Origin of the sequence: Paraburkholderia lebeckiae (assembly GCF_014201005.1) — a bacterium.
Lineage (GTDB): Bacteria > Pseudomonadota > Gammaproteobacteria > Burkholderiales > Burkholderiaceae > Paraburkholderia > Paraburkholderia tuberum.
This window is the reverse complement of the sequence record NZ_JACHDK010000002.1, coordinates 477,497-500,759: the sequence shown is the minus strand read 5'-3', so window position 1 is coordinate 500,759 and position 23,263 is coordinate 477,497. Positions and strand designations below refer to the sequence as shown.

At 65.7% G+C, this 23,263-nt stretch carries 17 protein-coding genes; 3 read left to right on the top strand and 14 right to left on the bottom strand.

Translation table 11 applies throughout. The features are described 5' to 3' along the window. Positions 1–100: 100 nt before the first annotated feature. From HDG39_RS05535 to HDG39_RS05520, 4 genes are all read right to left on the bottom strand, one after another. A complete protein-coding gene (locus HDG39_RS05535) occupies positions 101–1,591 on the bottom strand; it encodes a flavin-containing monooxygenase (protein WP_184003911.1) in 1,491 nt (496 codons plus the stop codon). Positions 1,592–1,731: 140 nt separating this feature from the next. After that, positions 1,732–2,916, bottom strand: coding sequence for a tetratricopeptide repeat protein (locus tag HDG39_RS05530; RefSeq protein WP_184003909.1), 1,185 nt, complete (start codon positions 2,914–2,916; stop codon positions 1,732–1,734). 178 nt (positions 2,917–3,094) lie between these two features. Further along, entirely contained in the window at positions 3,095–3,775 is a 681-nt protein-coding gene (locus HDG39_RS05525) for a PspA/IM30 family protein (protein WP_018417715.1), read from the bottom strand. Positions 3,776–4,224: 449 nt separating this feature from the next. Then, positions 4,225–4,908 carry a hypothetical protein gene (locus HDG39_RS05520; protein ID WP_184003907.1) on the bottom strand — a complete coding sequence of 228 codons (684 nt, stop codon included), beginning with the start codon at positions 4,906–4,908 and terminating at the stop codon, positions 4,225–4,227. Between the two features lie 559 nt (positions 4,909–5,467). Between HDG39_RS05520 and HDG39_RS05515 the strand changes: the two genes are divergently transcribed. Then, complete coding sequence (locus HDG39_RS05515; protein WP_184003905.1) at positions 5,468–7,969, top strand: penicillin-binding protein 1A; 2,502 nt, start codon at positions 5,468–5,470, stop codon at positions 7,967–7,969. Between the two features lie 620 nt (positions 7,970–8,589). Here the strand turns inward: HDG39_RS05515 and HDG39_RS05510 are convergent. From HDG39_RS05510 to HDG39_RS05500, 3 genes are read right to left on the bottom strand one after another with little or no spacing between them, the layout of a single operon-like run. Next, the gene (locus HDG39_RS05510) at positions 8,590–10,122 is read right to left on the bottom strand and encodes an efflux transporter outer membrane subunit (RefSeq protein WP_184003903.1); all 1,533 of its coding nucleotides are present in this window, start codon (positions 10,120–10,122) and stop codon (positions 8,590–8,592) included. A gap of 8 nt (positions 10,123–10,130) precedes the next feature. After that, on the bottom strand, positions 10,131–13,259 hold the full coding sequence (locus tag HDG39_RS05505) for an efflux RND transporter permease subunit (protein ID WP_184003901.1): 3,129 nt from the start codon (positions 13,257–13,259) through the stop codon (positions 10,131–10,133). Further along, positions 13,256–14,404: an efflux RND transporter periplasmic adaptor subunit gene (locus HDG39_RS05500; RefSeq protein ID WP_184003899.1), complete on the bottom strand. Its 1,149-nt coding sequence runs from the start codon at positions 14,402–14,404 to the stop codon at positions 13,256–13,258. The genes HDG39_RS05505 and HDG39_RS05500 overlap by 4 nt, the downstream gene beginning before the upstream one ends. Before the next feature lie 218 nt (positions 14,405–14,622). On the opposite strand from HDG39_RS05500, the gene HDG39_RS05495 reads away from it, so the two are divergent. Next, positions 14,623–15,240 (top strand): TetR/AcrR family transcriptional regulator, encoded by a 618-nt coding sequence (locus tag HDG39_RS05495; protein WP_184003897.1) that lies wholly within the window; start codon positions 14,623–14,625, stop codon positions 15,238–15,240. 85 nt (positions 15,241–15,325) lie between these two features. Here HDG39_RS05495 and HDG39_RS05490 read toward each other — a convergent pair whose 3' ends face one another. Beyond that, positions 15,326–15,538, bottom strand: a complete 213-nt coding sequence (locus HDG39_RS05490) for a hypothetical protein (RefSeq protein ID WP_018417722.1) — start codon at positions 15,536–15,538, stop codon at positions 15,326–15,328. 269 nt (positions 15,539–15,807) lie between these two features. Between HDG39_RS05490 and HDG39_RS05485 the strand changes: the two genes are divergently transcribed. Next, positions 15,808–16,872: a LysR family transcriptional regulator gene (locus tag HDG39_RS05485; RefSeq protein ID WP_184003895.1), complete on the top strand. Its 1,065-nt coding sequence runs from the start codon at positions 15,808–15,810 to the stop codon at positions 16,870–16,872. A 31-nt stretch (positions 16,873–16,903) separates the two neighbouring features. Here HDG39_RS05485 and HDG39_RS05480 read toward each other — a convergent pair whose 3' ends face one another. From HDG39_RS05480 to HDG39_RS05455, 6 genes are all read right to left on the bottom strand, one after another. Beyond that, entirely contained in the window at positions 16,904–17,134 is a 231-nt protein-coding gene (locus HDG39_RS05480; RefSeq protein WP_184003893.1) for a DUF2795 domain-containing protein, read from the bottom strand. A gap of 190 nt (positions 17,135–17,324) precedes the next feature. Then, entirely contained in the window at positions 17,325–17,579 is a 255-nt protein-coding gene (locus HDG39_RS05475; RefSeq protein WP_184003891.1) for a hypothetical protein, read from the bottom strand. Between the two features lie 215 nt (positions 17,580–17,794). Further along, positions 17,795–19,132: a C45 family autoproteolytic acyltransferase/hydrolase gene (locus tag HDG39_RS05470; RefSeq protein WP_184003889.1), complete on the bottom strand. Its 1,338-nt coding sequence runs from the start codon at positions 19,130–19,132 to the stop codon at positions 17,795–17,797. A 143-nt stretch (positions 19,133–19,275) separates the two neighbouring features. Further along, positions 19,276–21,009 carry a ClcB-like voltage-gated chloride channel protein gene (locus HDG39_RS05465; RefSeq protein ID WP_184004198.1) on the bottom strand — a complete coding sequence of 578 codons (1,734 nt, stop codon included), beginning with the start codon at positions 21,007–21,009 and terminating at the stop codon, positions 19,276–19,278. A gap of 112 nt (positions 21,010–21,121) precedes the next feature. Continuing rightward, positions 21,122–21,859, bottom strand: a complete 738-nt coding sequence (locus HDG39_RS05460; protein ID WP_184003887.1) for a glutathione S-transferase — start codon at positions 21,857–21,859, stop codon at positions 21,122–21,124. Between the two features lie 202 nt (positions 21,860–22,061). Beyond that, a complete protein-coding gene (locus tag HDG39_RS05455; protein ID WP_184003885.1) occupies positions 22,062–23,141 on the bottom strand; it encodes a YeiH family protein in 1,080 nt (359 codons plus the stop codon). Positions 23,142–23,263 lie beyond the last annotated feature (122 nt).

Sequence of the window (23,263 nt, the reverse complement as noted above, 5' to 3'; positions counted from 1 at the left end):
CATCGTGAAGTTTCTGTGGGAGCTGTTGCGGTTGCTGAGCGGTGGCGGGTAACGAATGCGCCGGCCCATGCCCAGGGCGCCGGATTGCCATTGTGCGGACTCAAGGCGCGAAGCGGTAATCCTGCGGCCGCACGCGGCGCGTACGCTTGCGAAAGCTGAACGTGAAGCCGGGCCAGATCGCGGTGACTTTGCCGCTCTGCGTCTGATACCAGCTGTGGCAGCCGCTAGTCCACACCGCGTGCCGCATCTCCTGTTGCAAACGCGCGTTGAAATCGCGCTGCACGTCGGCGCGCAAGGTCATCGTGCGCGCATTCTGTTTGCGCAGCACGCGCAGGCAATCGCCGATATACCGCAGTTGCGACTCGATCATGTAGATCATCGAGTTATGGCCGAGCCCCGTGTTCGGGCCGGCGATCATGAAGAAGTTCGGGAAGTTCGCGATGCTCGTGCCGAGATAGGCCTCGGGGCCATCGCGCAGCCAGAGCGTGCTGAGGTCGGTGCCATCGAGGCCGGTCACTTCGAACGGCGCGGGCACGTCGTTGACCTGGAAGCCGGTGCCGCAGATGATCGCGTCCGCGCGGTGATGCACACCGTCGTCGGTCACGATGCCATCCGCGACGATCTCGCGAATGCCGCTCGTCACGACGTCGACGTTCGGCTGACAGACGGCCGGGTAATAGTCGCTCGACAGTAGCACGCGCTTGCAGCCGAGCCGGTATTTCGGCGTGAGCTTCGCGCGCAGCGCCGGGTCCTTGACGCGTCGCTGCAGATAGCTGAGGCCGAACTTCATCGGCGTCTTCATCAGCTTCGGATTGACGACGAACGCGATCCCACGCGACTCGAGCTGCCAATAGATCGCGCTGCGAACGAAGCGCTGCGTGAATGGCAGCGTACGGAACAGCCATTGCGCGCGCAGGCCGATCGGCTTGTCGCGCTTCGGCATCACCCACGGCGCGGTGCGCTGGAACAGAGCCAGATGCGCGACACGCGGCTGGATTTTCGGCACGAACTGGATCGCGCTCGCGCCGGTGCCGATTACTGCGACGCGTTTGCCGTCGAGCGGATAGGCATGATCCCAGCGCGCCGAATGGAACAGCTTGCCCTCGAACCGTTCGATGCCGGCGATGCGCGGCAGCGCGGGACGCGACAGCGGACCGTTCGCGGCGATCAGCACGTCGGCCTCGACGATTTCGCGCGCGCCGTTCGTGTCGAGCTCGACGAGCCAGATCTGCCGCGCTTCGTCGAAGCGCGCGGCGCTCACTTTCGCATTGCAACGCACGTAGCGATCGACGCCGTACTTGCGCGCGCAGTGCTGCAGATACGCGAGAATTTCGGCCTGGCTGCTGAACGAGCGCGACCACGCCGGATTCGCCTCGAACGAAAACGAATAGAGATGCGAGGGCACATCGCAGGCCGCGCCGGGGTAGGTATTGTCACGCCAAGTGCCGCCGATGCCGCTCGCGGCCTCATAGACCGTGAACGACGTGATGCCCATTTGCTGCAGACGGATGGCCATGCCGATGCCGGCAAAGCCACTGCCGACGATCGCAATGCGCAGCGCGGTGGATGAAGCGGAAGGGACAGGCGTCACGCGGTCTCCGGCACGGGGCGAAAGCGGCGGGTGAAACGATAGCGGCTCCGGCGCGCTGGACTCGCGCGGCGCGACGGGCAGGGGCGAAATCGCGCGTCTACAGCCTGTCTTTTCATTCGACGCGGATCGATCGGGTTCGATCAGGTATCGGTCCAACCGCCGGAATCGTCGTTGCTGCCCATGTCGATGCCGCCGCCGCTGCCGTCATCGTTCCAGTCGTTCGAACCCTGACCGAAGTCGAGGCCGCCGCCGTTTGCGCCGTCGTTGCCGCGCCGGCGCAGTTCGTCGGGGTCGACGACCACGTCGCGCTCGACTACGCGCTCACGCCCATGACTGAGCGCCTCGCCAAGCAGCACGCCGGTCAGCAGACCGCCCATGCCGCCACCCATGCCACCGCCTTGCTGCACGATGACCTGCGGCTGCTGCTGATAGGGACCCTGTTGCGGATAAGGCGGTTGCGGGTTGCCGAAGCGCTCGGCCTCCTGCGCGTACGTCGATTGCTGAGCGGTGCCCACGGAGGCGGCGGTCGGATCGGGCCGGCCGTCGGCGCGCGCGCGCAGGCTCGCGATGCGCTGCTCGAATTCGTCGAGTGCATAGGGCGGCAGCGGATTCTTGCCGTTCGACAGCGTTTCGACGGCGCCGCGCAACTGCTCTTCGGTCGCTTCGACGTCTTTCTCGAGCAACTCGTGACCCGGCGTGGTGGACAGCTTCACGTCGAGCTTGATCGAACGCACCGTGTTGAGCATGTCGGTGGCGCGCTTCAATTGCGCGCGGCGGTCCTCGTCGGCGCGCGTGTCTTCCTGGCTGCGCGCGCGGCGCAAGGTCCAGCGCAGCACGAGCGCGATCACCGCGATCAGAACAATGATACCGATCCACATACCCACCCCCGGACCATGCCGTTGTTGCGCTTGCGACATCATCGCCGACTGTTGCTGCACAGCAGGCGCATTCTGCTGTGCGAACGGATTCGCGGCGTGACGGGTGACGTTGCCGCCCGCGCGTTCCGCGTCGCGGCGCAGGCGCGCTTCGGTTTGCGCGAAGCGGCCCGGGTCGGTGAAGCGGATCTGCGGATCGAGCGTCTTTGCCTGTTGGAGCTGCGCGAGCGCCTCGGCGGAACGGCCTTCGCGATCGAGCACCTGGGCGTACAGATAGTGCGCGTGCGCGTTGTTCGGATGCGCTTGCAACACTTCGGTGAGGCCGGCGTCGGCCTGCTGCCAGTTGCCCTGCGACATCGCCGATTCGATTTGCTGAGCGGTCGGCACCGCGAACGCCGCGGCCGACACGAGCAACAGCGAAGCGAAGGCGGTTGCGAAGAGTTTTTTCATTTGCGGACCGGGCGGGGTGCGCCCGTCTCCATCAGTCGATTGCGGTGGCTGCCCGTGGCGGCCGGTATGCCGGTGCGTTCAGAAGTGAGCGCACCGGCATGTACTGCTACTGCCGTTGTCGTTGCCGCGCGTACTTGCTGTGCGTACTTGCTTTGAAGCGGGTACACGCATCCAGCATTCACTGCGCCGGCGTATTGAGCTGCTTCTTCAGCGCTTCGAGCCGATCGTCGACGGACGGGCCGCGGTTCAGATCCGCGAGCTTGTCGTCGAGCGCCTTGCCGCTTTTCTCGTCGGCGGAGTTCAGACGTGCGTCGGAACGCGCGTTCGACAGCGCGACTTTATCTTCGAGCTTCTGGAAATCCTCGGACAGGTTCTTGCCGCCGATGCCGCCGAGTGCGGTGGCCGCGGTATCTTTCGCCTGCGCGATCTGCTGCTTGGCTTGCAGGATGTTCGAGCGCGCGTTCAGGTCGTTGCGGCGCGTGCGCATGTCCTCTATCTGGCTCTTCAGTTGCGCGACCGACGGCTCCAGCGAAGTCAGTTCTTTCGTCAGCGCATCGCGTTCGGCTTCGGCCGTGGCCTGCGCGCCAAGCGCTTCACGCGCGAGCGCTTCGTCGCCGGACTGCAGCGCACGGCGAGCACCGTCTTCATACTTCTTCGCCTTGTCCGCGGCAACATCGCGCTTGCTTTGCTGGGTGGCGACCTGCGCCTGAATCTCGATCAGCGAGTTTTCGGCCTTGCCGATGCTGTCGTCGAGTTCGCGCACGATCTGGCGCGAGTCGCGCGACGGATCCTGCACCGAGTCGGCCGCATCGTTCAAAAGACCTTTGAGCGTGCGCGAAATGCTGTCAAAAAGCGACATGAAAACCTCCAGAGAATGTGAGCGGCGCCGACGATGCGTGCGCGCCTGACTGCCTTGAATCATTGCTACTTTACGCCGCCGCGCGCCATGCTGCGCAACGTTCGGACCGGAGTTCGGGGCGCACTTGCCAATTGCAATAGCGCGGTCCGTTTTTGTTGGGGCGCAATGCCGGGTTGAGGATTGCCTGGATGATGGAAAGCCGCGATGGGCATGGACTTGACGGCGGATATTACACCATCGGCCGTGTTGAAGATGGCTTAATCGACGCGGCTTCCCGAAGGCCCGAATGATGCGCGAAAAGCCGCTGTTTGCGGGTGTGGGCGGGTGTTACCGCGCGACGTTTTCACGCAGGTGTCACTGATGTAACGATATGCAACGGGGACTCGTTGCGTACGCCCGCGTGCTCGCTCGGATGCAGTGATTGCGGCTCGGCGCGCGGTAATTTACCGTCACGCGAAGCGGCCGCCTTCGGCGCTCGGGTCGCCGTGCGGTTCGTCGTCGTCGGAGTCCGGGTCGTTGTGGCGGCGCTTGAGCGAGTTGCGCAGACGCGCCGACGTGCCGGCCAGTCGTTTCGATGCGGCGTTGTCGATTGCGTCCGCTTCGGCGTTTTCCGCGTTTTCGGCGGCTCGAGCTGCCGTCAGACGCGCGACGGCTTCGGCGGTGGCCGCGGCCTGTTCGTCCTGCTCGGCGGCGAGCGCGGCGGCGACGCCCGCGGGAAGCAGCGGGGCGGGAGCATCCGCAGCGTCGGTCGCGAGAGCGGGTCGACCGGCTTGCTGCATCGAGGGCGAATCCACGGCACCGGCCGCGCCGGCAGCCGCGCTTGCGGCGGCGGCCGCTGGAGCCGCCGCGTCTTTCTCGTGCGCTTGCAGCGCTACCGGCAGCGCGGCGCGCGCATAGCGCGTACCGCGCGCGACGCGCTGCAGCGCCGCGTTCAGCGGATCGGGCGCGCGCGGCGCGCGCAGCCGGTCGACGATGCTCGCGGCCTTGACCTGTTCGCTGGTCGCGCCGAAGCTCAGCACCGCGCGCCGCATCAGTTCACTCACGCTGATGCCCAGATCCTCGGCAGTCGCTGTGATCGCACGTTTCTGCGCGGTCGTGACGAACACGACGATGCGCTCACTGGGCTTGGACATGATCGACTCGCAGTCTTGTTAGCATGGGCGGGTCGGCGCGTGCCTCCGGATACGGTGTCGGAACCCGTCATCGGAACTGCCGTTGGATCCCGCCGTTCGGGTCCCCATCGCGCGCATCGAGGGACGCGCGCGGGGTTCATCATATGACGAGTTGCGCCGCCACGGAACAAGCGCGGTGCGAAAATCCCGTGACATCAATGAGTTGTAGTGTTTGCGGCCGGCTTGTCCACAGCCCTTTCAACAGAAAATGTTGATAACCCCGCATAAGCTGCGCGTCGCACGCACGCTGCAATGCGCGCTGCGCGAAATTACAGACCCTTACCAGGAAAAGGCGGCCGGCGAAGGGAATTCTTACAAAAAAACTGCCTTGGACCGCTGCCGATTTCTTTAAAATGTGCTGTTACGTTGCGCCGGACATGGTCCGAGGCGTGCCGTGCGGCCGGCCGGGGGCAAGGTCCGCAGGGCGGCGTACGTCCCGGCCAGGATGTCGAACACGACCCATGCGCGCGCCGCGAGCGCGTGCAGACAGGCGCGCAGTCGCGGGCCCCTTATTCCAGTCATGCCAATCATCAAACGACCGCATTCCTCGAACTCTCCGGCCGGTGAAGACCGGGACTCCCACCAACGCACCCCTGGACGCAATGCCGCTTCGCGCGAGCCCGAGCGCGGCCGTCGATCGATCGGCGCGTCGCTCGTGCTGTGGTTCTTCGGCCTGATCGCGACGGTCGTCGTGGTCGGGGCGCTGATCGTCGGCTATGCGCTCGTCGTGATGGGGCCGCAATTGCCGTCGCTCGACGCGCTGACCGACTATCGCCCGAAAGTTCCGCTGCGCGTCTACACCGCCGATCACGTGCTGATCGGCGAATTCGGCGAGGAGCGGCGCAGCCTCGTGCGCTTCCAGGACATCCCCAACCAGATGAAAAAAGCGGTGCTCGCGATCGAGGACTACCGCTTTTACGAACACGGCGGCGTCGACTTCGTCGGCATCCTGCGCGCCGGTTTCGCTGACCTTGCGCATGGCGGCGCATCGCAGGGCGCGAGCACGATCACGATGCAGGTCGCGCGCAACTTCTTCCTCTCCAGTGAGAAAACGTACACGCGCAAGATCTACGAGATGCTGCTCGCGTACAAGATCGAGCGCGCGTTGACGAAGGACCAGATCCTCGAGCTGTACATGAACCAGATCTATCTGGGCGAGCGCGCGTATGGCTTCGCCGCGGCCGCGCGCGTGTACTTCGGCAAGGACCTGAAGGACCTCACGCTGGCCCAGGCCGCGATGCTCGCGGGTCTGCCGAAGGCGCCGTCCGCGTATAACCCGGTCGTCAATCCGAAACGCGCGAAGATCCGCCAGGAGTACATCCTGCGACGCATGCTCGAGCTGAACTACATCACGCAGCAGCAGTACGACCAGGCCGTGAAGGAAGAGATTCAGACGAAGAATCCGGGCAACGAGTACAGCGTGCACGCGGAGTACGTCGCCGAAATGGTGCGGCAGATGATGTACGCGCAGTACAAGGACGAAACCTATACGCGCGGCCTGAACGTCACGACCACGATCGATTCCGCCGATCAGGACGCCGCGTATCGCGCGGTGCGCAAGGGCGTGATGGACTACGAGCGGCGCCACGGCTATCGCGGACCGGAAGGCTTCGTGCAGTTGCCCGAGGCGGGCGACGACCGCGACCAGACGATCGACGACGCGCTGACCGATCATCCGGACAACGGCGAGATCATCGCCGGCGTGGTGACGGACGCGAGCGCGAAGCAGGTGGTCGCGCAACTGGTCGACGGTACGCAGGTGACGGTGTCGGGCGATGGCCTGCGCTTCGTCGCCGCGGCGCTGAGCCCGCGCGCGAACGCGACGCTGCGCATCAAGCCGGGTTCGATCGTGCGCCTCGTCGCCGACGACAAGGGCAACTGGCAGATCACGCAACTGCCGCAGGTTGAGGGCGCGCTCGTGTCGCTGACGCCGCAGGACGGCGCGATCCGCGCGCTGATCGGCGGTTTCGACTTCAACAAGAACAAGTTCAACCATGTAACGCAAGCGTGGCGGCAGCCGGGTTCGAGCTTCAAGCCGTTCATCTATTCGGCGGCGCTCGACAAGGGGCTCGCACCGGCGACGATCATCAACGACGCGCCGCTGTACTTTCCGCCGAGCACGCCGGGCGGCGACGCGTGGGAGCCGAAGGACGACGACCAGCCTGACGGTCCGATGTCGATGCGCGTCGCGTTGCAGAAGTCGAAGAACCTCGTGTCGATCCGCATCCTGTCGTTCATCGGCACCAAATACGCGCAGGACTTCGTCACGCAGCGCTTCGGCTTCGACGCCGACAAGACCCCGCCGTATCTGCCGATGGCGCTGGGCGCTGGCCTCGTCACGCCGCTGCAGTCGGCGGGCGCGTACTCGGTGTTCGCGAACGGCGGCTACCGGATCAATCCGTATCTGATCAACGAAGTGACCGACGCGCGTGGCGTGGCGATCTCGCGCGCGCAGCCGCTCGTCGCTGGGCACGATGCGCCGCGCACGCTAGAGCCGCGTAACGCATACATCATGAACAGCCTGTTGCACTCGGTCGCGACCGAGGGTACGGGAGCAGGCACCAACGTGCTGAAGCGCTCGGACCTGCAGGGCAAGACCGGTACGACCAACGACGCGAAGGACGGCTGGTTCGCCGGCTATCAGCAGTCGCTGGTGGCGGTCGCGTGGATGGGCTACGACCAGCCGAAGAGTCTCGGCAGCCGCGAATTCGGCGCGCAGCTCGCGCTGCCGATCTGGGTCGAGTACATGCAGCGCGCGCTGCGCGGTGTGCCACAGGCCGAGCCGCAGCAACCCGACGGTGTGACGGTGATGAACGGCGAGCTGTTCTTTACCGACAAGTTGCCGGGGCAAGGCTTCGTCGCGAGCATCGGTCTAGATTCGGGCAATCCGATGGCTGGCGCGACCGATGCGGTGGGCGGTGTCGGGCCGGCGGGCATGACGCCGCCGGTGGTGCCGCCGCCGAGCGTGTCGACGAACGAGAAGAAGCAGATCATGGATCTGTTCGAGTCGAACAAGCCTTGATGTAGAAGCCTTATACGGCGGGGCTTTTCCGCGGTGTGCCACAAAATCTGTTCACAGTGCACCGAAAGTGTGATTATTTTCCGGCGCCTTAGCTCGTTGCAACGAGCTAAGGCGCCGGCGTGGTATGCAGAGCAGTACGGTGTCGCTCTGCACATGCCAACTCACCCGCGTGTGGCGCACGTCGTGAAACCTGAACTTCTCGGTGATGCCCACGCGGCGACGCGCCGCGCGCCACTCGTAATCGTTCCATCGGTCGACGGGTCCGCCGCCCTTTGTTGAATGGTCGGTTAACGATTCCCTACTGACCCGAACCTTCTTTGCGGCCTGTGTGCGCGAATGTATCGGCGGCTGAATCCATCGCGCGCGCAAGCACTTGGGCGCGATCTCCAGGCCTTATCAACAGGTCATTCAACACATTCTGTGGATAACGGACCCGGCCGTTGTTTTCCCCTCGTGATTCCGCCCGACCGCGCTCTATTGCTTCAAAGCTGCTCCCTTGCATGACTTGCACGACAATGCGATTCGCTTCAAGCACTTAGACGCTTCGCCCCAGGCTGATCAACAAGTCTGTCAACACAAACTGGGGATAAGTGCGCCGCACTCCGTAGGGAATCCCAGGTTTAATTCGATGCGGTTGTGTTCGGTGTACCGGCAGACGACGTCCCTCTTTGATCAACCGGCGGATTCCCCATCGCCTGAAACAACGCGGCCGTATCGGTCAGCCGCGCGCTCGTATAGCGGATCTCATCGAGCTGCGCATTGCGCCATTGCTGCTCGCTCGAACGCGTCGCGGCGACGGGCAGCGCGCCGAGCCGATAGCGCGCCGAGGTCTCGTTGAACACGCCCTGTGCCGAACGCGCGGCGACGTTCGCGGCATCGAGCGACTGCGCGTCGTGCTCGAGCGAGGCGAGCGTGTCGGCGACGTTCTGAAACGCGGCCAGCACGGTCTGTTTGTACTGCGACACGCTCGCTTCGTACGTGTGCTGCGCCGCGCGGCGCTGCGCGAGCAGCGCGCCGCCATGAAACAGCGGTTGCGACAGCGACGCGCCGATGCTCCAGATGGCCCCGGCACCGGACATCGCGACCGGCCAGCTAAACCCGCCTTGTCCCATCGATGCCGACAGCGACAGACTCGGGAACATCTGCGCGGTGGCGACGCCGACATCGGTCGCCGCGGCTTTCAGCGCGGCGTCGGCGGCCTCGATGTCAGGTCGCGTGCGCAGCAGCTCCGACGGCACGACCACCGGCACCTGCTCCGGCACATGCAACTGCGCGAGATCGATGTCGTCGGGCGCGGCATCGGGTGTGCGGCCAAGCAGCACCGCGAGCGCGTGACGCGTAGTGAGCCACTGTTGCTTCAGCGCCGGCAGACTTGCCGACACGCTCGCGGCGCTCTGCTGCGCGTTCAGCAGATCGGCATGCGATACCGCGCCGAGCGCGAAGCGCCGTTCGGTATCGCGCGCCTGATCGTTGGCGAGGACCACGAGCCGCTCGGTCGTATCGATCTGAGCATGCAGCGCGGCGCTCGTGATCGTCGCGGTCACGATGTTCGCGGCGAGCGCGCGCCGCGCCGCCTCGAGCTGGTAGACCTGCACGTTCACGCGCGCGGCGAGCGCCGCGTTCGCGAGACGCGCGGCGCCGAACAGATCGAACGTGTAGTGCGCCTGCAACTGACCGACGAACACGTTGTACAGAAACGTGTTCGGTCCGATCTCGGGGATCGCGAGCGCGCGATTGCGGGTGGCCTGGCCGCCGGCGTCGATGGTCGGCAGCAGCGAGCTGCCGACCTGCGCGCGCAATTGCTCGCGCGCGGCGGCGAGACTGCGGTCGGTCGCGTCGAGCGTCGGACTGTTGCGCAGGCCTTCGTCGACGAGCGCGTTCAGCGCATCCGAGCGGTACAGCTTCCACCATTCGGGCACCGGCTGCGCGCCGGTCACGAACTGCTGCGTGACGCCCTGCGCGGGCACGGTTTGCGTCGGTAGCGGCTCGGCACCGTAGTGCGCGGGCTGCGGCATCGCGGGCGCGTCGCCGTTCGGTCCGAACGAGCAAGCGCCGAGCATGCAGGTGATGCTGGCGATGCTGGTGGCAAGCGTGGTACGGGCCAGCGCGTCGAAGCGTGCGCGGCGGTGGCGGGATAGGGCGGGAATAGTCATGCTCATGCTCAGTTACCCGTGTGCGTGGCGCCGGCACCGGACGGCGTCTGCGGCTCGCGCTCGTCGGCGCGTACGCGGAACGACGCGGCGTACAACGCGGGCAGATAGAACAGCGTGAGGATCGTCGCGCTCGTGATGCCGCCCATCAGCGCGGTCGCCATCGGCCCGAAGAAGTTCGAGCGCAGCAGCGGGATCAGCGCGAGCACAGCGGCCGCGGCGGTCAGCGTGATCGGCCGGAACCGCCGCACGGTCGCGCCGACGATCGCATCGAAACGCTTGTGCCCCGACGCAATGTCCTGCTCGATCTGATCGACGAGGATCACCGAGTTGCGCATGATGATGCCGAACATCGCGATCACGCCGAGCATCGCGACGAAGCCGAACGGCTGGCCGAACAGCAGCAAGGTGAGCACGACGCCGATCAGGCCGAGCGGGGCGGTCAACACGACCATCAGCACGCGCGCGAAGCTTTGCAGCTGGATCATCAGCAGCATGAGCACCGCGATCACCATGATCGGAATCTGCGCGTTGATCGAGGTTTGACCCTTGGCGCTTTCCTCGACGGAGCCACCGATCTCGATCCGGTAGCCGACCGGCAGCGTCGCGCGGATCGGCGCGAGCGCGCGGTCCACCGCGTGCGTGACGTCGATGCCTTGCGCGCCCGCCGACACGTCCGACTGGACGGTGATGGTCGGCTGACGGTCGCGTTCCCAGATCACGCCGTATTCGAGGTCGTTGCGCAGATGTCCGAGCGTGCCGAGCGGCACCGGCCCGTTCGGCGTCGGCATCGCGAGCGCGGTCAGCTGCGACGGGTCGACGCGTTCGGCGCGAGGCGCGCGCAGATCGACGCTGATCAGCTTGTCGCGCTCCCGATACTGCGTGACCGTGTAGCCGGACATCGTCATCGCGAGGAAGCTGGCGATGTCTTCGGACGTCACGCCGAGCTCGCGCGCGCGTTTCTGGTCGATCTCGAAGCGCACCGAGCGCTCGGCGGGTTCGTCCCAGTCGAACTGCACGTTGCGCGTGCCGCGATTGGCGCGCATCGTCGCGGCGACGCGTTCGGCGATCGAGCGCACGGTCGCGATGTCGTCGCCGCTCACGCGGAACTGCACCGGATAGCCGACCGGCGGCCCATTCTCGAGGCGTGACAGGCGCGTGCGGATCGCCGGGAAGTTGTTGAACAACTCCGGTTCGAGCCACTGCGCGAGCTTCTCGCGATCCTTGACCGACTTCGCGGTGATCACGAACTGTGCGAAGTTCGGCTGCTGCAATTGCTGATCGAGCGGCAGATAGAAGCGCGGCGCGCCGGTGCCGACAAAGCTGACTGAGTGATCGATTTCAGGCCGGCCTTTGAGAACCTGCTCGAGGCGCTGTGCCTGGCGCAGCGTTGCATCGAACGACGCACCTTCGGGCAGCCGCACATCGACCAGCAACTCCGGCCGGTCCGAGCTCGGGAAGAACTGCTGCGGAACGAGCGAGAAGCCGGCCATCGCGAGCACGAACAGCAGCACGGTGATCGCGAGCACGACGAAGCGCCGCTCGATGCACCAGCCGATCCAGCCGCGCAAACGCGTGTAGAAGCGCGTGTCGTAGATGTCATGTTCGTGATCGTCAGGCTCGTGCGCATGGCGCTTGCGCTCGGGCAGCATGTGATAGCCGAGCAGCGGAATCAGCACGACCGCCGCGAGCCACGACGCGATCAGCGCGATCGCCGACACCTCGAAGATCGAGCGCGTGTACTCGCCGGTGCTCGACTTCGCGAGCGCGATCGGCAGGAAGCCGGATACGGTGACGAGCGTGCCGGTCAGCATCGGAAACGCGGTGCTGGTGTACGCGAAGGCCGCGGCGCGCGTACGGTTCCAGCCTTGCTCTAGCTTCACCGACATCATTTCGACCGCGATGATCGCGTCGTCGACGAGCAGGCCGAGCGCGAGCACGAGGGTGCCGAGCGATACCTTGTGCAGGCCGATATCGAACAGGTACATGCACAGCGCGGTGACCGCGAGCACCACCGGAATCGAGATCACGACCACCATGCCGGTGCGCACGCCGAGCGATACGAGGCTCACGACCAGCACGATCCCGACCGCTTCGGCGACCGCTTCGAGGAAGTCGTTGACCGAGCGCGCGACCGCGTGCGGCATGCTCGATACTTCGACGAGATTCAAGCCGGCGGGCAGCGCGGCGCGCAGTTGGGTCATCTGCTGATCGAGCGCGCGGCCGAGGCGGATCACGTCGCCGCCCGGCTGCATCGTCACGCCGATACCGAGCACGGGTTTGCCGCCGAAGCGCATCTGCGTGACGACCGGGTCGTCGTAGCCGCGCTTGATCGTCGCGATGTCGCCGAGACGGAACGTGCGGTTGTTGATGCGGATCAGCGTGTCGGCGAGCGCGCCCACGTCGTTGAACTGGCCGCTCGGACGCACGAACACGCGGTCGTCGGTGGTGGTCAGCGTACCTGCGGGAGCGATCGTGTTCTGCGCGTTGATCGCCTGCCCAAGCTGTTGTGGCGAGATGCCGAGACGCGTCAACTGCGTGTTCGCGATCTCGATGTAGATGTGCTGATCGGGGTCGCCGAAATAGTCGACCTTGCCGACGCCCGGCACGCGCAGCAGCACCGAGCGTAACTGGTCCGCGTAATCGTGCAGTTGCGCGGCGGAAAAGCCGTCGCCTTCGAGCGTGTAGATGTTGGTGTAGACGTCGCCGAATTCGTCGTTGAAGAACGGGCCCTGGATGCCCGACGGCAAGGTCGCCGCGATGTCACCGACTTTCTTGCGCACCTGGTACCACGTCTCGGGCACCTGGCTCACCGGCGCCGAGTCCTTCATCGTGAAGAAGATCAGCGATTCGCCGGGACGCGAGTAGCTGCGCACGAAATCGATGTACGGCGTTTCCTGCAGCTTGCGGCCGATGCGATCGGTCAACTGCTCCTGCACCTGGCGCGCGGTGGCACCCGGCCAGTACGTGCGGATCACCATCACGCGAAACGTGAAGGGCGGGTCTTCCGACTGCGCGAGCCGCGTGTAGGCGAGGATGCCGAACGCGGTGGCGAGCGCGATCAGGAATACGACCAGCGCCTGATGACGCAGCGCCCACGCGGACAGATTGAAGCGTCCTTCTTCGTGCGACGTGCTCATGAAGCGAAGTCCTCGGGATGCAGCGGCGCGATCGCGCGGACTTTCTGGCCGGCGCTCACGGTGTGCACGCCTTGCAGCACGACGCTTTCGCCATCTTTCAGGCCATCGCTGACGACGAACGTGCGCTCGTAGTAGCGCGTAACGGTCACGCGGCGCAGTTCGAGCGTGTTGTCCGCGGCGCGCACGACCCACACGGCCGGTTCGCGCCCCTCGTGAAATAGCGCGGTGACCGGCAGCGTGAACACGCCGTGCTGCGCGGCCGCCGCGGCGAGCGGCACGGCCGGCGTGACGTCGGCGGTCATGCCGAGGCGCACGCCGGCGCCGGCATCGAGCAGGGTCAGACGCGCGCGCCAGGTGCGGCTTTGCGGATCGGCGGCCGGCGACAGCTCGCGCACGCGTGCGCGGAGCTTGCGGCCCGGCAGCGCGGCGAGCGTGACGCTCGCGTTCTGGCCGACCGCGAATGCGGCGAGCGCGCTTTCGGGCACGTCGCACAGCACGTCGACGTCGCCGCTCCACGCGAGGTTGTAGACGGCCTGACCCGCCGACACGTTCTGGCCCGTGTCCGCCTGTTCAGCCGTGATGACGCCCGCATGACCGGCGACGAGCGTCGTGTACTGCAGCTGATTTTTCGCGAGCGCCGCCTGCTGCTGCGCCTGATCGCGCTGCGCGAGCGCGGACGCGTAGGCGTTGGTGGTCTGTTCGAGCTGCGCGGGCGCGATCAGGTTTTCTTTGGCCTGCGCCCTGTCGCGTTCGAGCTGCTGCTGCGCATAGACGAGGTTGTGCTGCGCGGCGTCGAGCTGCGCCTGCGTGCTGGCGGCGTTTTTCTGCGCATCGGCCGGGTCGAGCAGCGCGACGACTTCGCCGCTTTTCACCGTGTCGCCGAGCCGTACCCGCCGCTCGATGATCTTGCCGGCGACGCGGAACGACAGCGGCGTCGAATAGCGCGCCTGCACTTCGCCGGGCAGCGACGCCGCCTGCAGCGCGTGGCCGTCCGCATGCACGGCGAGCGCGACCACCGGGCGCGGCGCGGGCGCCGCGGCTTCCTTCTTCGAGCAGGCCGCGAGCGCGAGCACGCCTGCCAGCGCCAGCGCGCAGGTCTGCCTGGAGAAACCGCGGTGAGAGGATGGGGGAGACTGCTGGCGCATCGCTGACGATGCGGGAGAACCGGGACGCTTCACAATTACCCCAACTGGAGACAGCGAACGAACACGGCAAGCCGCGCGGCCCGCCAGCGAAGACCCGCATGCCGCGTCATGCTAATGGCATACAGGGATGGCTTTGAATGACGAGACGCATTCTAATACACTCCTGTATCTGAATGTATGGATGGATTTGAATTCTTTTGGGTGCTAGGCTTGCGGCCATGAAACGTCAAAGACTGACAAGAGAGCAGAGCAAGGACCAGACGCGGGAGCGGCTGCTCGATGCCGCGCAGGCAACTTTCATGAAGAAGGGCTTCGTCGCGGCGAGTGTCGAGGACATCGCGGCGGCGGCTGGCTATACGCGCGGCGCGTTCTATTCGAACTTCCGCAGCAAGGCCGAGCTGTTTCTGGAGTTATTGCGGCGCGATCACGAAGCGATGCAGGCGGGCCTGCATGCGATCTTCGAAAGCGCGGCGTCGCGCGAGGAGATGGAGGCGCGCGTGCTGCGCTACTACAGCTCGCTGCATCGCGAGAACAAGTGTTTTCTGTTGTGGGTCGAGGCGAAGCTGCTGGCGGTGCGCGACGGCCGTTTCCGGCTGCGCTTCAACGCGTTCATGCACGAAAAGATCGAACAGTTGAGCGCCTATGTGCGCGAGTTTTCGGAGCGCGTGGGCACGCCGATGTCGATGCCGCCCGAGCAGCTCGCGATCGGCCTGATGGGTCTGTGCGACGGCGTGCAGTTCTTCTACACGGTCGATCCGCAGAATGTGCCGACGGAGATGGCCGAAACGGTGTTGGCGGGGTTTTTCTCGCGCGTGGTGTTCGGGCGCGATGCGTAACGGTAGGCGTTGAGCTTGGAGGCGCAGATGCGCGAATGCGCGACCCGGAGGGATCGCGCATCAGATACGGTTCAAGGCGGAAAAATCATTCGACCGGCAGTCGCGCGCAGGCCTCGGCGGCGGGCGCCGCGCACGCGAATGCGTATTGGCCGCTGGCGTCGAGGAATTTTTCCCCGGCGTGCAGGGCAACCTTGATATCGGGGCAGCGCTCGTAGCCGATATAGGCCGAGCTCGCGGCGGCCGACCAGCAAACCAGCGAAAACGCGATCTTTTCCAGCAGACGAAAACGATGTGGCATGGCGGTGTAGCGGTAACTTTCTTTGGTCGCCATCTTACCAGAGATTAGGGTTTATACCTAGCTAAAATCCACGATAGACGCCGTAATAGTGGCGCGATGGACACGTCGCGCCGAATCTGACCGGAATGTCATGTCTGGGTCAGGGTTGGGACATGTCCTATAGCTAGAATCGGTTGCGTTGGGCGGACCCGCGCGCGCCCATGCGGCGCGGGTCGACACAGGCGGCAACGGTTGCGCCGGCCCGGCTTTACCGAGGCAGGAGTCGTCCCATGAATCAACTGCAGTCGATGCGCGTGTTCGTCAAGGTGGCGGACCTCGGCAGTTTCGTCGGCGCGTCGGGCGCGCTGGATCTGTCCACCGCGGTCGTCACGCGGCACGTCGCGGATCTCGAAGCGCGGCTCGGCACGCGACTGCTGAACCGCACCACCCGCCGTCTTTCGCTGACCGAATCGGGCGCGACCTATCTGGAGCGCGTACGCCACATCCTCGCCGATCTCGAAAACGTCGAGCAGATGGTGGTGGCGCGCAATCACGAGCCGGTCGGCACGCTGCGCATCGTCGCGCCGGTCGTGTTCGGATTGCACAGTCTCGCGCCGGTCGTGCAGTCGTACGCGGCGCGCTATCCCGACGTCGTGCCCGACGTCACGCTCGCCGACCGCCACGTCGATCTGGTCGAAGAGGGCTTCGACGTCGGCATCCTGGCTGCGCGGCACATGCGCAGCGCGAGCATCGTCACGCGGCGGTTGACGACCGGCTACATGACGGTCTGCGCGACGCCCGAGTATCTGGCGCAACACGGCACGCCGAAGCGCCCCGAGGATCTGCTCAGGCATTCGTGCCTGAGCAGGCCGGCCGAGCAGGGCGGCGAGGAGCGCACGTTCAATGGGCCGGACGGCGAAGTGCGGGTGCGGCCGACCAACGCGATCGCGGCGAACAACGCCGAGATGCTGCGACAGTTCGCGCTGCTCGGCATGGGCGTGGCGATCCTGCCGAGCTACCTGATCTGCCGTGATCTGACGGCGGGGCGGCTCGTGCGCCTGCTCGACGCGTACAGTCTGCCGCCCATCGAGATCACGATTGCGTATCCGAGCCGGCTGCATCTGCCGGCGAAGGTGCGGACGTTCATCGACCATCTGGTCGAGCATTTCCAGCCGGAAAGCGCACGGGCGCGGGATTCCCGTAGCGTGGCGCCGGTGCGGGCGGTGGCGGAGGTGAGCGGGTCCGACGATCCGACGCCGCGCGAGATCGCCGACGACGCGCTCGAAACCAGCCGCACGACGCGCCGTGTGACGCGGGTGGCGCGCGCGCGGATCGCGGCGGCGTCGCAGTTCTGACGTGTGAGGTGAAGCGAGGCTGAATCCGGGTTCAGATCCCTAAGCCTGGGCCATAGTTGCCGCCGATCAGGCGCGTGACCGACTCGATGTCGACATAATCCTGCTCCGGCATACCATCGAGCATCGCCAACACCTCGTTGCTCGCGCCGGCTTCGCGCGCGGCGTCGACGAGTGCATCCTTGTTGGTCGGGAATTCGACTTCGCTGAGAAGATCGGCGATCTGCAGATCGATCGATTCGCCGGGGATGTCCGAGGCCGTCATGCGCATGCTCCTGGTGAGCTTAAATTAGTCACGTTGTTATTGCTGCCGCGAAAAGCCAGCGCCTCGCCGCGATGAGTTTATCGCAGTCTGTCGCAATCCCGCGCGGATCGCCCCCATCGTCATGGCAGCCGGCGCAAACCGGACAGGCGCGCCGTCGTAGCCGCGCCGCCGCCCGCCGTTGCGGCGGCCCTCACGTGGTCAGATGCTCGTTCTGCCCGGTCAGGCTGCGTTCCAGATGTCGGGACTTCGGTAGCGCAATATGCTCCCAGTGCTGCGGACGGCTGGCGTCGGTGCTCGACACGTCTGGGGCCGGAGGCGCGACCGGCGCGGCGTTCGCGCGTTGCGCAAGCGTGATGGAATCCGTGCTGTCCGACGCGGTATGAACCGGCGCGGCAAAGCACGAGGCTGACAGCGTCACCATTATTAACAGTGTCGAGGTTTTCATCGCCCGACCTCCTAAAGCTCATGCGGCGCTGACAATCGAGCAAACCCTGTGCCGTCCCGCGTCGAGAGGACGGTGCAAGTCGAGGACGGCATGGCGCTGCGCGGCCCAGGCTCCTTACCATCTTAGATGGCAAATACTGCAACGCGCGCACATTTGCGACAAACCGTCTTGTAAATTCCATCATCGCACGAACAGGCGCGCGCGTCCGCCATGCGCTAGCGCAGCACGTCGAAGCGTGTCCACGGCCACGACGGCCGGTCGCGCATATAGCCGTTCAGCCAGTTCCACTGCGGATGCCGCTTCATGAACGCCTGCGCGTCGAACGGCCGGCCGCACGGATGCCCCCAGCGCGCGGTGAAGGCCATCTCGCGGGCCATTTCGCTGTCGACCACCTTGCCGTCGTTCGCGCCCCACGGATTGAACGGCCCGTGATCGGTGCCGCCGAAGCGCGCGTCGTCGAGCTCCAGATGCCCGCAGATCGTGCGCGAGCACGGGTTGTCGTTGCGATCGAGATAGACGTCGTGATGATCGGCGATCATCTGCTTCGCGAGCTCGACGTCGATGCTGCCGCGATGCAGTTCCTCGAGCTGCATGAAACGCAGACGCCGCGCGCCGTTCTTGCGCACGTCGGTATAGTCCTCGCCTTCGCCGATGCATTCCTGGTTGCGGATCTTCAGATCCGTCGCGGTGTTGTAGCCGCTGTAGAAACCGTCTTTGGTGGTCTCGAAGCCCGCATAGTGCAGCCCGAGTTCGTAACGCGCGATCTCGCCGGTCTTCGTGTCGCCGAGCAGCCAACTGTTCGCGTAGCCGCCGTTGTTCGCGAGCGAGAACATGTCGCACCATTCCTTGATGCTGTTCGCATATTGCGACGCGCGCCGCGAGCGATAGAACTCGGGCGCACCGGCCGCGTTGTAGCCCGCGAAGTTCGAGATCGTCGTTTCGGTGATCATCAGGCCGGCCGCCGTGACCCAGAAATCGGTCAGGCTCGAGATGCAGCCCGGCAGGCCCTGCATCAGGATGCGGTTGCCACGGTCGGGCACGATGTCGAACACGACGTTGAACGCGTCGCCGGCCGCGTAGCGGTCCCACGAGTTGTGCGCCATCACGATACGGCCGTCGCGCGTCGCGTTGCCGGTCGCGATGAACGCGCTGCAGTGGTGACCCCGCCGGCCGCGCCACAGTTTCGCGCCCAGATGCGGCTGCGCCTGCGCGGCGTGCGTCGGCCACCAGCTTTGCAGCAGATCCATGTAGCCGTTCCACGCGAGCACTTCGGCGAACGGCAGCTTCGCACCGTCGGCGATGCCATGGATTTCATCGGCGAATTCGGTGTCGAGCTTGCTCGCGAACTGGCTCGTCGCGGCATTGACGAAGGTGTCGAACTCCTCGCCGGTGTCCCATTTGGCGAGATAGCGCGCGGTGCGGATCGCGTTTCTGATTTCGTCGGCGAGCAACTGGCCGTGCTGCTCGCCGCGATCGTACGGCTCGCCTTCGATATGCACGAAAATCCAGCCAGCCTGATCGCGGCGTACGGCCTCGGGGGACGGTTCGCTCATCTTCGCTCCGACGATACGGCGGGCGCTGTCGCTGCGCCCAAGCTGGGCTCACGCGTGCCGGCCGCGTGAAGGGCCGGCGGTCTGTCCATTGTAGAGAATCCGCGGCGCTTTGCATCGCGCCCCGCGAAGCTTCGGCGAAGACTCTAGCGCGACGGATTCATGCGGAAGTACGCGTCGAGCAGCGAGGTCTTGTAGACGACGCCGGTGAGCTTCGGGTGCGCGGTGCTTTCGATCACCGGCAGCCGCTCGCCCTGAAACGCCATGAAGTGCTGTAACGCGACGGCGAGCGACATGTCCGGCGTCAGCACGTCGAAATGCGGTTGCAGATAATCGGCGGCGGTTTTCATCGACGTGTCGCGCCGGTCGAGCAGATCGGACGTGATGTCCTTCAGCGCGACCACGCCGAGAAACGCGCCCGAGTCGTTCGCGACATACAGATACTTGACTGGATACTCGAGGAACACGCGCGTCATGTCGTGCACGGTCGCGTTCGGCGGCACGACGGTCTGCGCGGGGCGGATCAGCTCGCGCATCTGCGTCGCGCGCAATCTCGAGCGCTCCTGCTCCTCGCGATTGCGGCGCAGCGTGATCTCGTACATCGAGGTCTTGCCGATCGCGCGCGCGATGAAATACGCGACCACGCACGACAGCATCAGCGGCAGCACGACCTGATAGCTCAACGTCATCTCGAAGATCATCAGGATCGCCATCAGCGGCGCCTGGGTCGCGCCCGCGAGGAATGCGCCCATGCCGACCATTGCATACGCGTAAGCGGCCGACGTCGCATGCGGCCACAACGCGTGCATGCCCTGGCCGAACAGCGAGCCGACCGCCGCGCCGACGAACAGCGTCGGCGTGAACACGCCGCCCACCGCGCCGGAGCCGGCCGTCGCCGCGGTCGCAGCGAGCTTGCAGACGAGCACCAGCAGGAGCGCGGACCATGTCCACGGCGAATGCAGGATCGAGTTCACGACGCTGTAGCCGTTGCCCCACACCTCGGGCTCCGCGACCGAAATGATGCCGACCCCGAGACCGCCGAGCGCGAGCCGCACCGGCAACGCCATCGGCAGCTTGCGAAAGGCCGCCTTCGATGCGTCGAGCAGCCGCAGAAACTGCGGCGCGGCCGCGCCGCACAGCGCGCCGAGCGCGACGAACAGCAGCACCTCGGGACCGGTCACGGTCGGAAACTCCGGCATCTCGTAGGGCGGCTTGTAGCCGGCGAACTCGCGCATCGTGATGTTCGCGACGACCGCCGCGACCAGCACCGGTCCGAAGCTTTCCATCGCGATCGAGCCGAGCACGATTTCGGTGACGAAAAACGCGCCCGCGATCGGCGCGCTGTACGCGGACGTGATACCGGCCGCCGCGCCGCACGCGACGAGCAGGCGCAGCCGCGGCGGATCGAAGTGGACCCAGCGGCCGATCAGCGACGAGGCGAGCGCCGCGAGCTGCACCATCGGACCTTCACGGCCGATCGAGCCGCCGCTCGCGATCGTAAACAGCGACGACACGCTGCGCCACAGGCTCAGGCGCACCGGCACGGCGCCGTCGCCGATCGCGACCGCTTCCATGTAGTCGCTGTGTGTGTTTCTGTCGGCATAACGCTGCGCGATCAGCAGAAACACGCCGGCGACGAGACCGCCCGCGGCCGGCACCCAGATGCGCGTGGTCCACGGCAGACTGCGCGCCGTTTCGACGAAGCTGCCGGAGCGACCGGTCATCGCCAGTTGCAGCAGTTCGATGCACCAGCGAAACGCGACGGTCGCGAACGCGCCGGCAATGCCGACCACGACCGACCAGACCAGCATCGTGTGGGCTTCGGAGAGGCGGAACAGGCGTTGGGCGCGGGTGCGCAGCTTCAGCAGGAATGAAAGCACGTCGACGATACAGGGCGTGATGGGAGGTTGGAAAAGCCGGGCCATGACAACAGCGCGCCCGCCTCGAATGGCGGGCGCGCGGCGACGAGCGGGCGGGGGCCGGCGGCGCGGTTCAAGTCGCCGCCTTGTCGAGTTCAGGATAGTGCCGGAAGATGCAGCTTTCGTTATGGTCGATGCGCCGGTCCGAGTCCAGATACGCGGCGATGTTCGGTCTGGCGATCACCATGTCGTGCAGCGCGGCGAGCCGCGGATAGTGCTCGCCGAAGCGTTTCAGCGCGCGCGGAAACGCGTACAGCAGACCGTCGATCAGCTGGAACATCGACAGGTCCACATAGGTCAGCGTGTCGCCGACCATGAAGCTGTCGCCGGCCGGATTCTGCGCGAGCACGCGCTCGAAGTACGACATGAACTTCGGAATCCGATGGTCGATGAAATCGTGCGCGCGCACCTTCGCCGCGTCTTTCTGCTCCTCGTAGTAGAGGCCGCTCGCGAGTGGATGGTGGGTGTCGTGCGCTTCGGTGACGACGTCGGCGATCGTCAGCTGCAGGCCGTTCGCGACGTAGCGCAGGCTGTCCACCTCCGGCGCGAGCTTGAGCCGCGGGCCGAGATAGAACAGGATGTTGGCGGTCTGCGCGATCACCAGATCGCCGTCTTTCAGAAACGGCGGCGCGAACGGCGGATACGGTTCGTCGGGGCTGTCCATCACGGCCATCATCGCCTCGGTGCCAAGGCCCTTCGAAGGTTTGCCGCGCGCGACTTCGACATAGTCGACGCCGGCTTCCTCCAGCGCGAGCCGCACGAATTCGCCGCGGCCTTGCAGGCCATCCCAGTAGTACAGTTCCAGGCTCATCGATCGATCCTCATTCCGGTCGCCGGGACGCATCGCGGGAAGGCAGTTTCACCGCTGCCATCGGACCGTGTGCATAGGCGGGTTGTGGGAGCAAAGTTCGCAGCAACGAGTATGCCGTGTGATCGGCCCGGATGGGGCGCCAGAAAGCGCAAAACCCCGCGCGCGGCGGGGTATCGGCGAAGGCGGGGAAGCCGGCGACGGCTCAGCGGAACAGGTGCTGGACGGTCCATGTGATGCCGAGTCCGCCGACGATCAGCCATACATACAGAATCAGGCCGGTCGTCAGCGCGCGCGGACCCGCTTCGCGAATCTGCGAGAAGCGCGTTTCCATGCCGAGTGCGGTCATCGCCATCGTCAGCGCGAAGGTGTCGAACAGGTTCAGCGTCGAGGTGGCGCTTTCCGGCAGCACATGCAGCGAGTTGATCGCCACGCAGGCGAGGAAGCCGAGTGCGAACCAGGGGATCGCCAGCTTGCGCGGGGCGGCGCCGTCCGTGCCGCCATCCTTCGCGCTGCGCGTCGCGCGGTTCACCCACAGGCCGACCACCAGCAATACCGGCACGAGCAGCATCACGCGGGTCATCTTGACGATCGTCGCGATGTGCGTCGCTTCGGGGCTCACGTTGCTCGCCGCGCCGACCACTTGCGCGACCTCGTGAATCGTGCCGCCGAAGAACAGGCCGGCGCCGACCGTGTCGAGATGCAGCCAGCCTGCGTTGAACAGCACCGGGTAGAGGAACATCGACAGCGTGCCGAACAGCACGACGCTGCCGACCGCCATCGCGCTCTTGTGCGGCTTCGATTGCAGCGTCGATTCGAACGCGAGCACCGCGGCCGCGCCGCAGATCGCGCTGCCGGCCGCCGTCAGGAGCGCGGTGTCGCGATCGAGCTTCATGATTTTCATGCCGGCCCAGGTGCCGATCACGAGCGTGCTGACGACGATCAGCACCGACTCCGCGAGACCCGGCAGGCCGACCTGGGCGATTTCCTGCAGGCTCACACGCAAGCCGAAGAACGCGACCGCGATGCGCAGCAGCTTGCGCGCCGAGAAATTCACGCCGGCCGCCCAACTGACCGGCATGCTGTCGCGCAGCGCGTTGCCGTAGATCGCCCCCGCGACGATGCCGACGATCAGCGGACTCAGGCCAAGGCCGGCAATCGCCGGAATCGCCGCGATGCGCGTGACCGCGGCGGCGAACAGCGCGACGAACAGTACGCCGTTGAGCTGGCCGCGGGTGGACAGCGCGGGGGAGGCGGCGGCGAGCCGGGCGGTGGGCGTGGACATGATCGGTGGCTTCGTAACGGACTTGCGTGGGACTGCATGGGCAGCAATGGGGCTAATCCTAAATTAGATATATCGATATGAAAAATCGTGATTTAGAATGTGAAGTATCGGCTCAACGGATA

What these genes read in the sequence shown, in the direction of transcription:
- HDG39_RS05495 (WP_184003897.1), top strand. Translation starts at nt 14,623, where the DNA reads ATGAAACGTCAAAGACTGACAAGAGAGCAGAGCAAGGACCAGACGCGG.
- HDG39_RS05460 (WP_184003887.1), bottom strand. Translation starts at nt 21,859, where the DNA reads ATGAGCCTGGAACTGTACTACTGGGATGGCCTGCAAGGCCGCGGCGAA.
- HDG39_RS05475 (WP_184003891.1), bottom strand. Translation starts at nt 17,579, where the DNA reads ATGAAAACCTCGACACTGTTAATAATGGTGACGCTGTCAGCCTCGTGC.
- HDG39_RS05455 (WP_184003885.1), bottom strand. Translation starts at nt 23,141, where the DNA reads ATGTCCACGCCCACCGCCCGGCTCGCCGCCGCCTCCCCCGCGCTGTCC.
- HDG39_RS05470 (WP_184003889.1), bottom strand. Translation starts at nt 19,132, where the DNA reads ATGAGCGAACCGTCCCCCGAGGCCGTACGCCGCGATCAGGCTGGCTGG.
- HDG39_RS05530 (WP_184003909.1), bottom strand. Translation starts at nt 2,916, where the DNA reads ATGAAAAAACTCTTCGCAACCGCCTTCGCTTCGCTGTTGCTCGTGTCG.
- HDG39_RS05510 (WP_184003903.1), bottom strand. Translation starts at nt 10,122, where the DNA reads ATGACTATTCCCGCCCTATCCCGCCACCGCCGCGCACGCTTCGACGCG.
- HDG39_RS05485 (WP_184003895.1), top strand. Translation starts at nt 15,808, where the DNA reads ATGAATCAACTGCAGTCGATGCGCGTGTTCGTCAAGGTGGCGGACCTC.
- HDG39_RS05515 (WP_184003905.1), top strand. Translation starts at nt 5,468, where the DNA reads ATGCCAATCATCAAACGACCGCATTCCTCGAACTCTCCGGCCGGTGAA.
- HDG39_RS05520 (WP_184003907.1), bottom strand. Translation starts at nt 4,908, where the DNA reads ATGTCCAAGCCCAGTGAGCGCATCGTCGTGTTCGTCACGACCGCGCAG.
- HDG39_RS05490 (WP_018417722.1), bottom strand. Translation starts at nt 15,538, where the DNA reads ATGCCACATCGTTTTCGTCTGCTGGAAAAGATCGCGTTTTCGCTGGTT.
- HDG39_RS05500 (WP_184003899.1), bottom strand. Translation starts at nt 14,404, where the DNA reads ATGCGCCAGCAGTCTCCCCCATCCTCTCACCGCGGTTTCTCCAGGCAG.
- HDG39_RS05525 (WP_018417715.1), bottom strand. Translation starts at nt 3,775, where the DNA reads ATGTCGCTTTTTGACAGCATTTCGCGCACGCTCAAAGGTCTTTTGAAC.
- HDG39_RS05505 (WP_184003901.1), bottom strand. Translation starts at nt 13,259, where the DNA reads ATGAGCACGTCGCACGAAGAAGGACGCTTCAATCTGTCCGCGTGGGCG.
- HDG39_RS05480 (WP_184003893.1), bottom strand. Translation starts at nt 17,134, where the DNA reads ATGACGGCCTCGGACATCCCCGGCGAATCGATCGATCTGCAGATCGCC.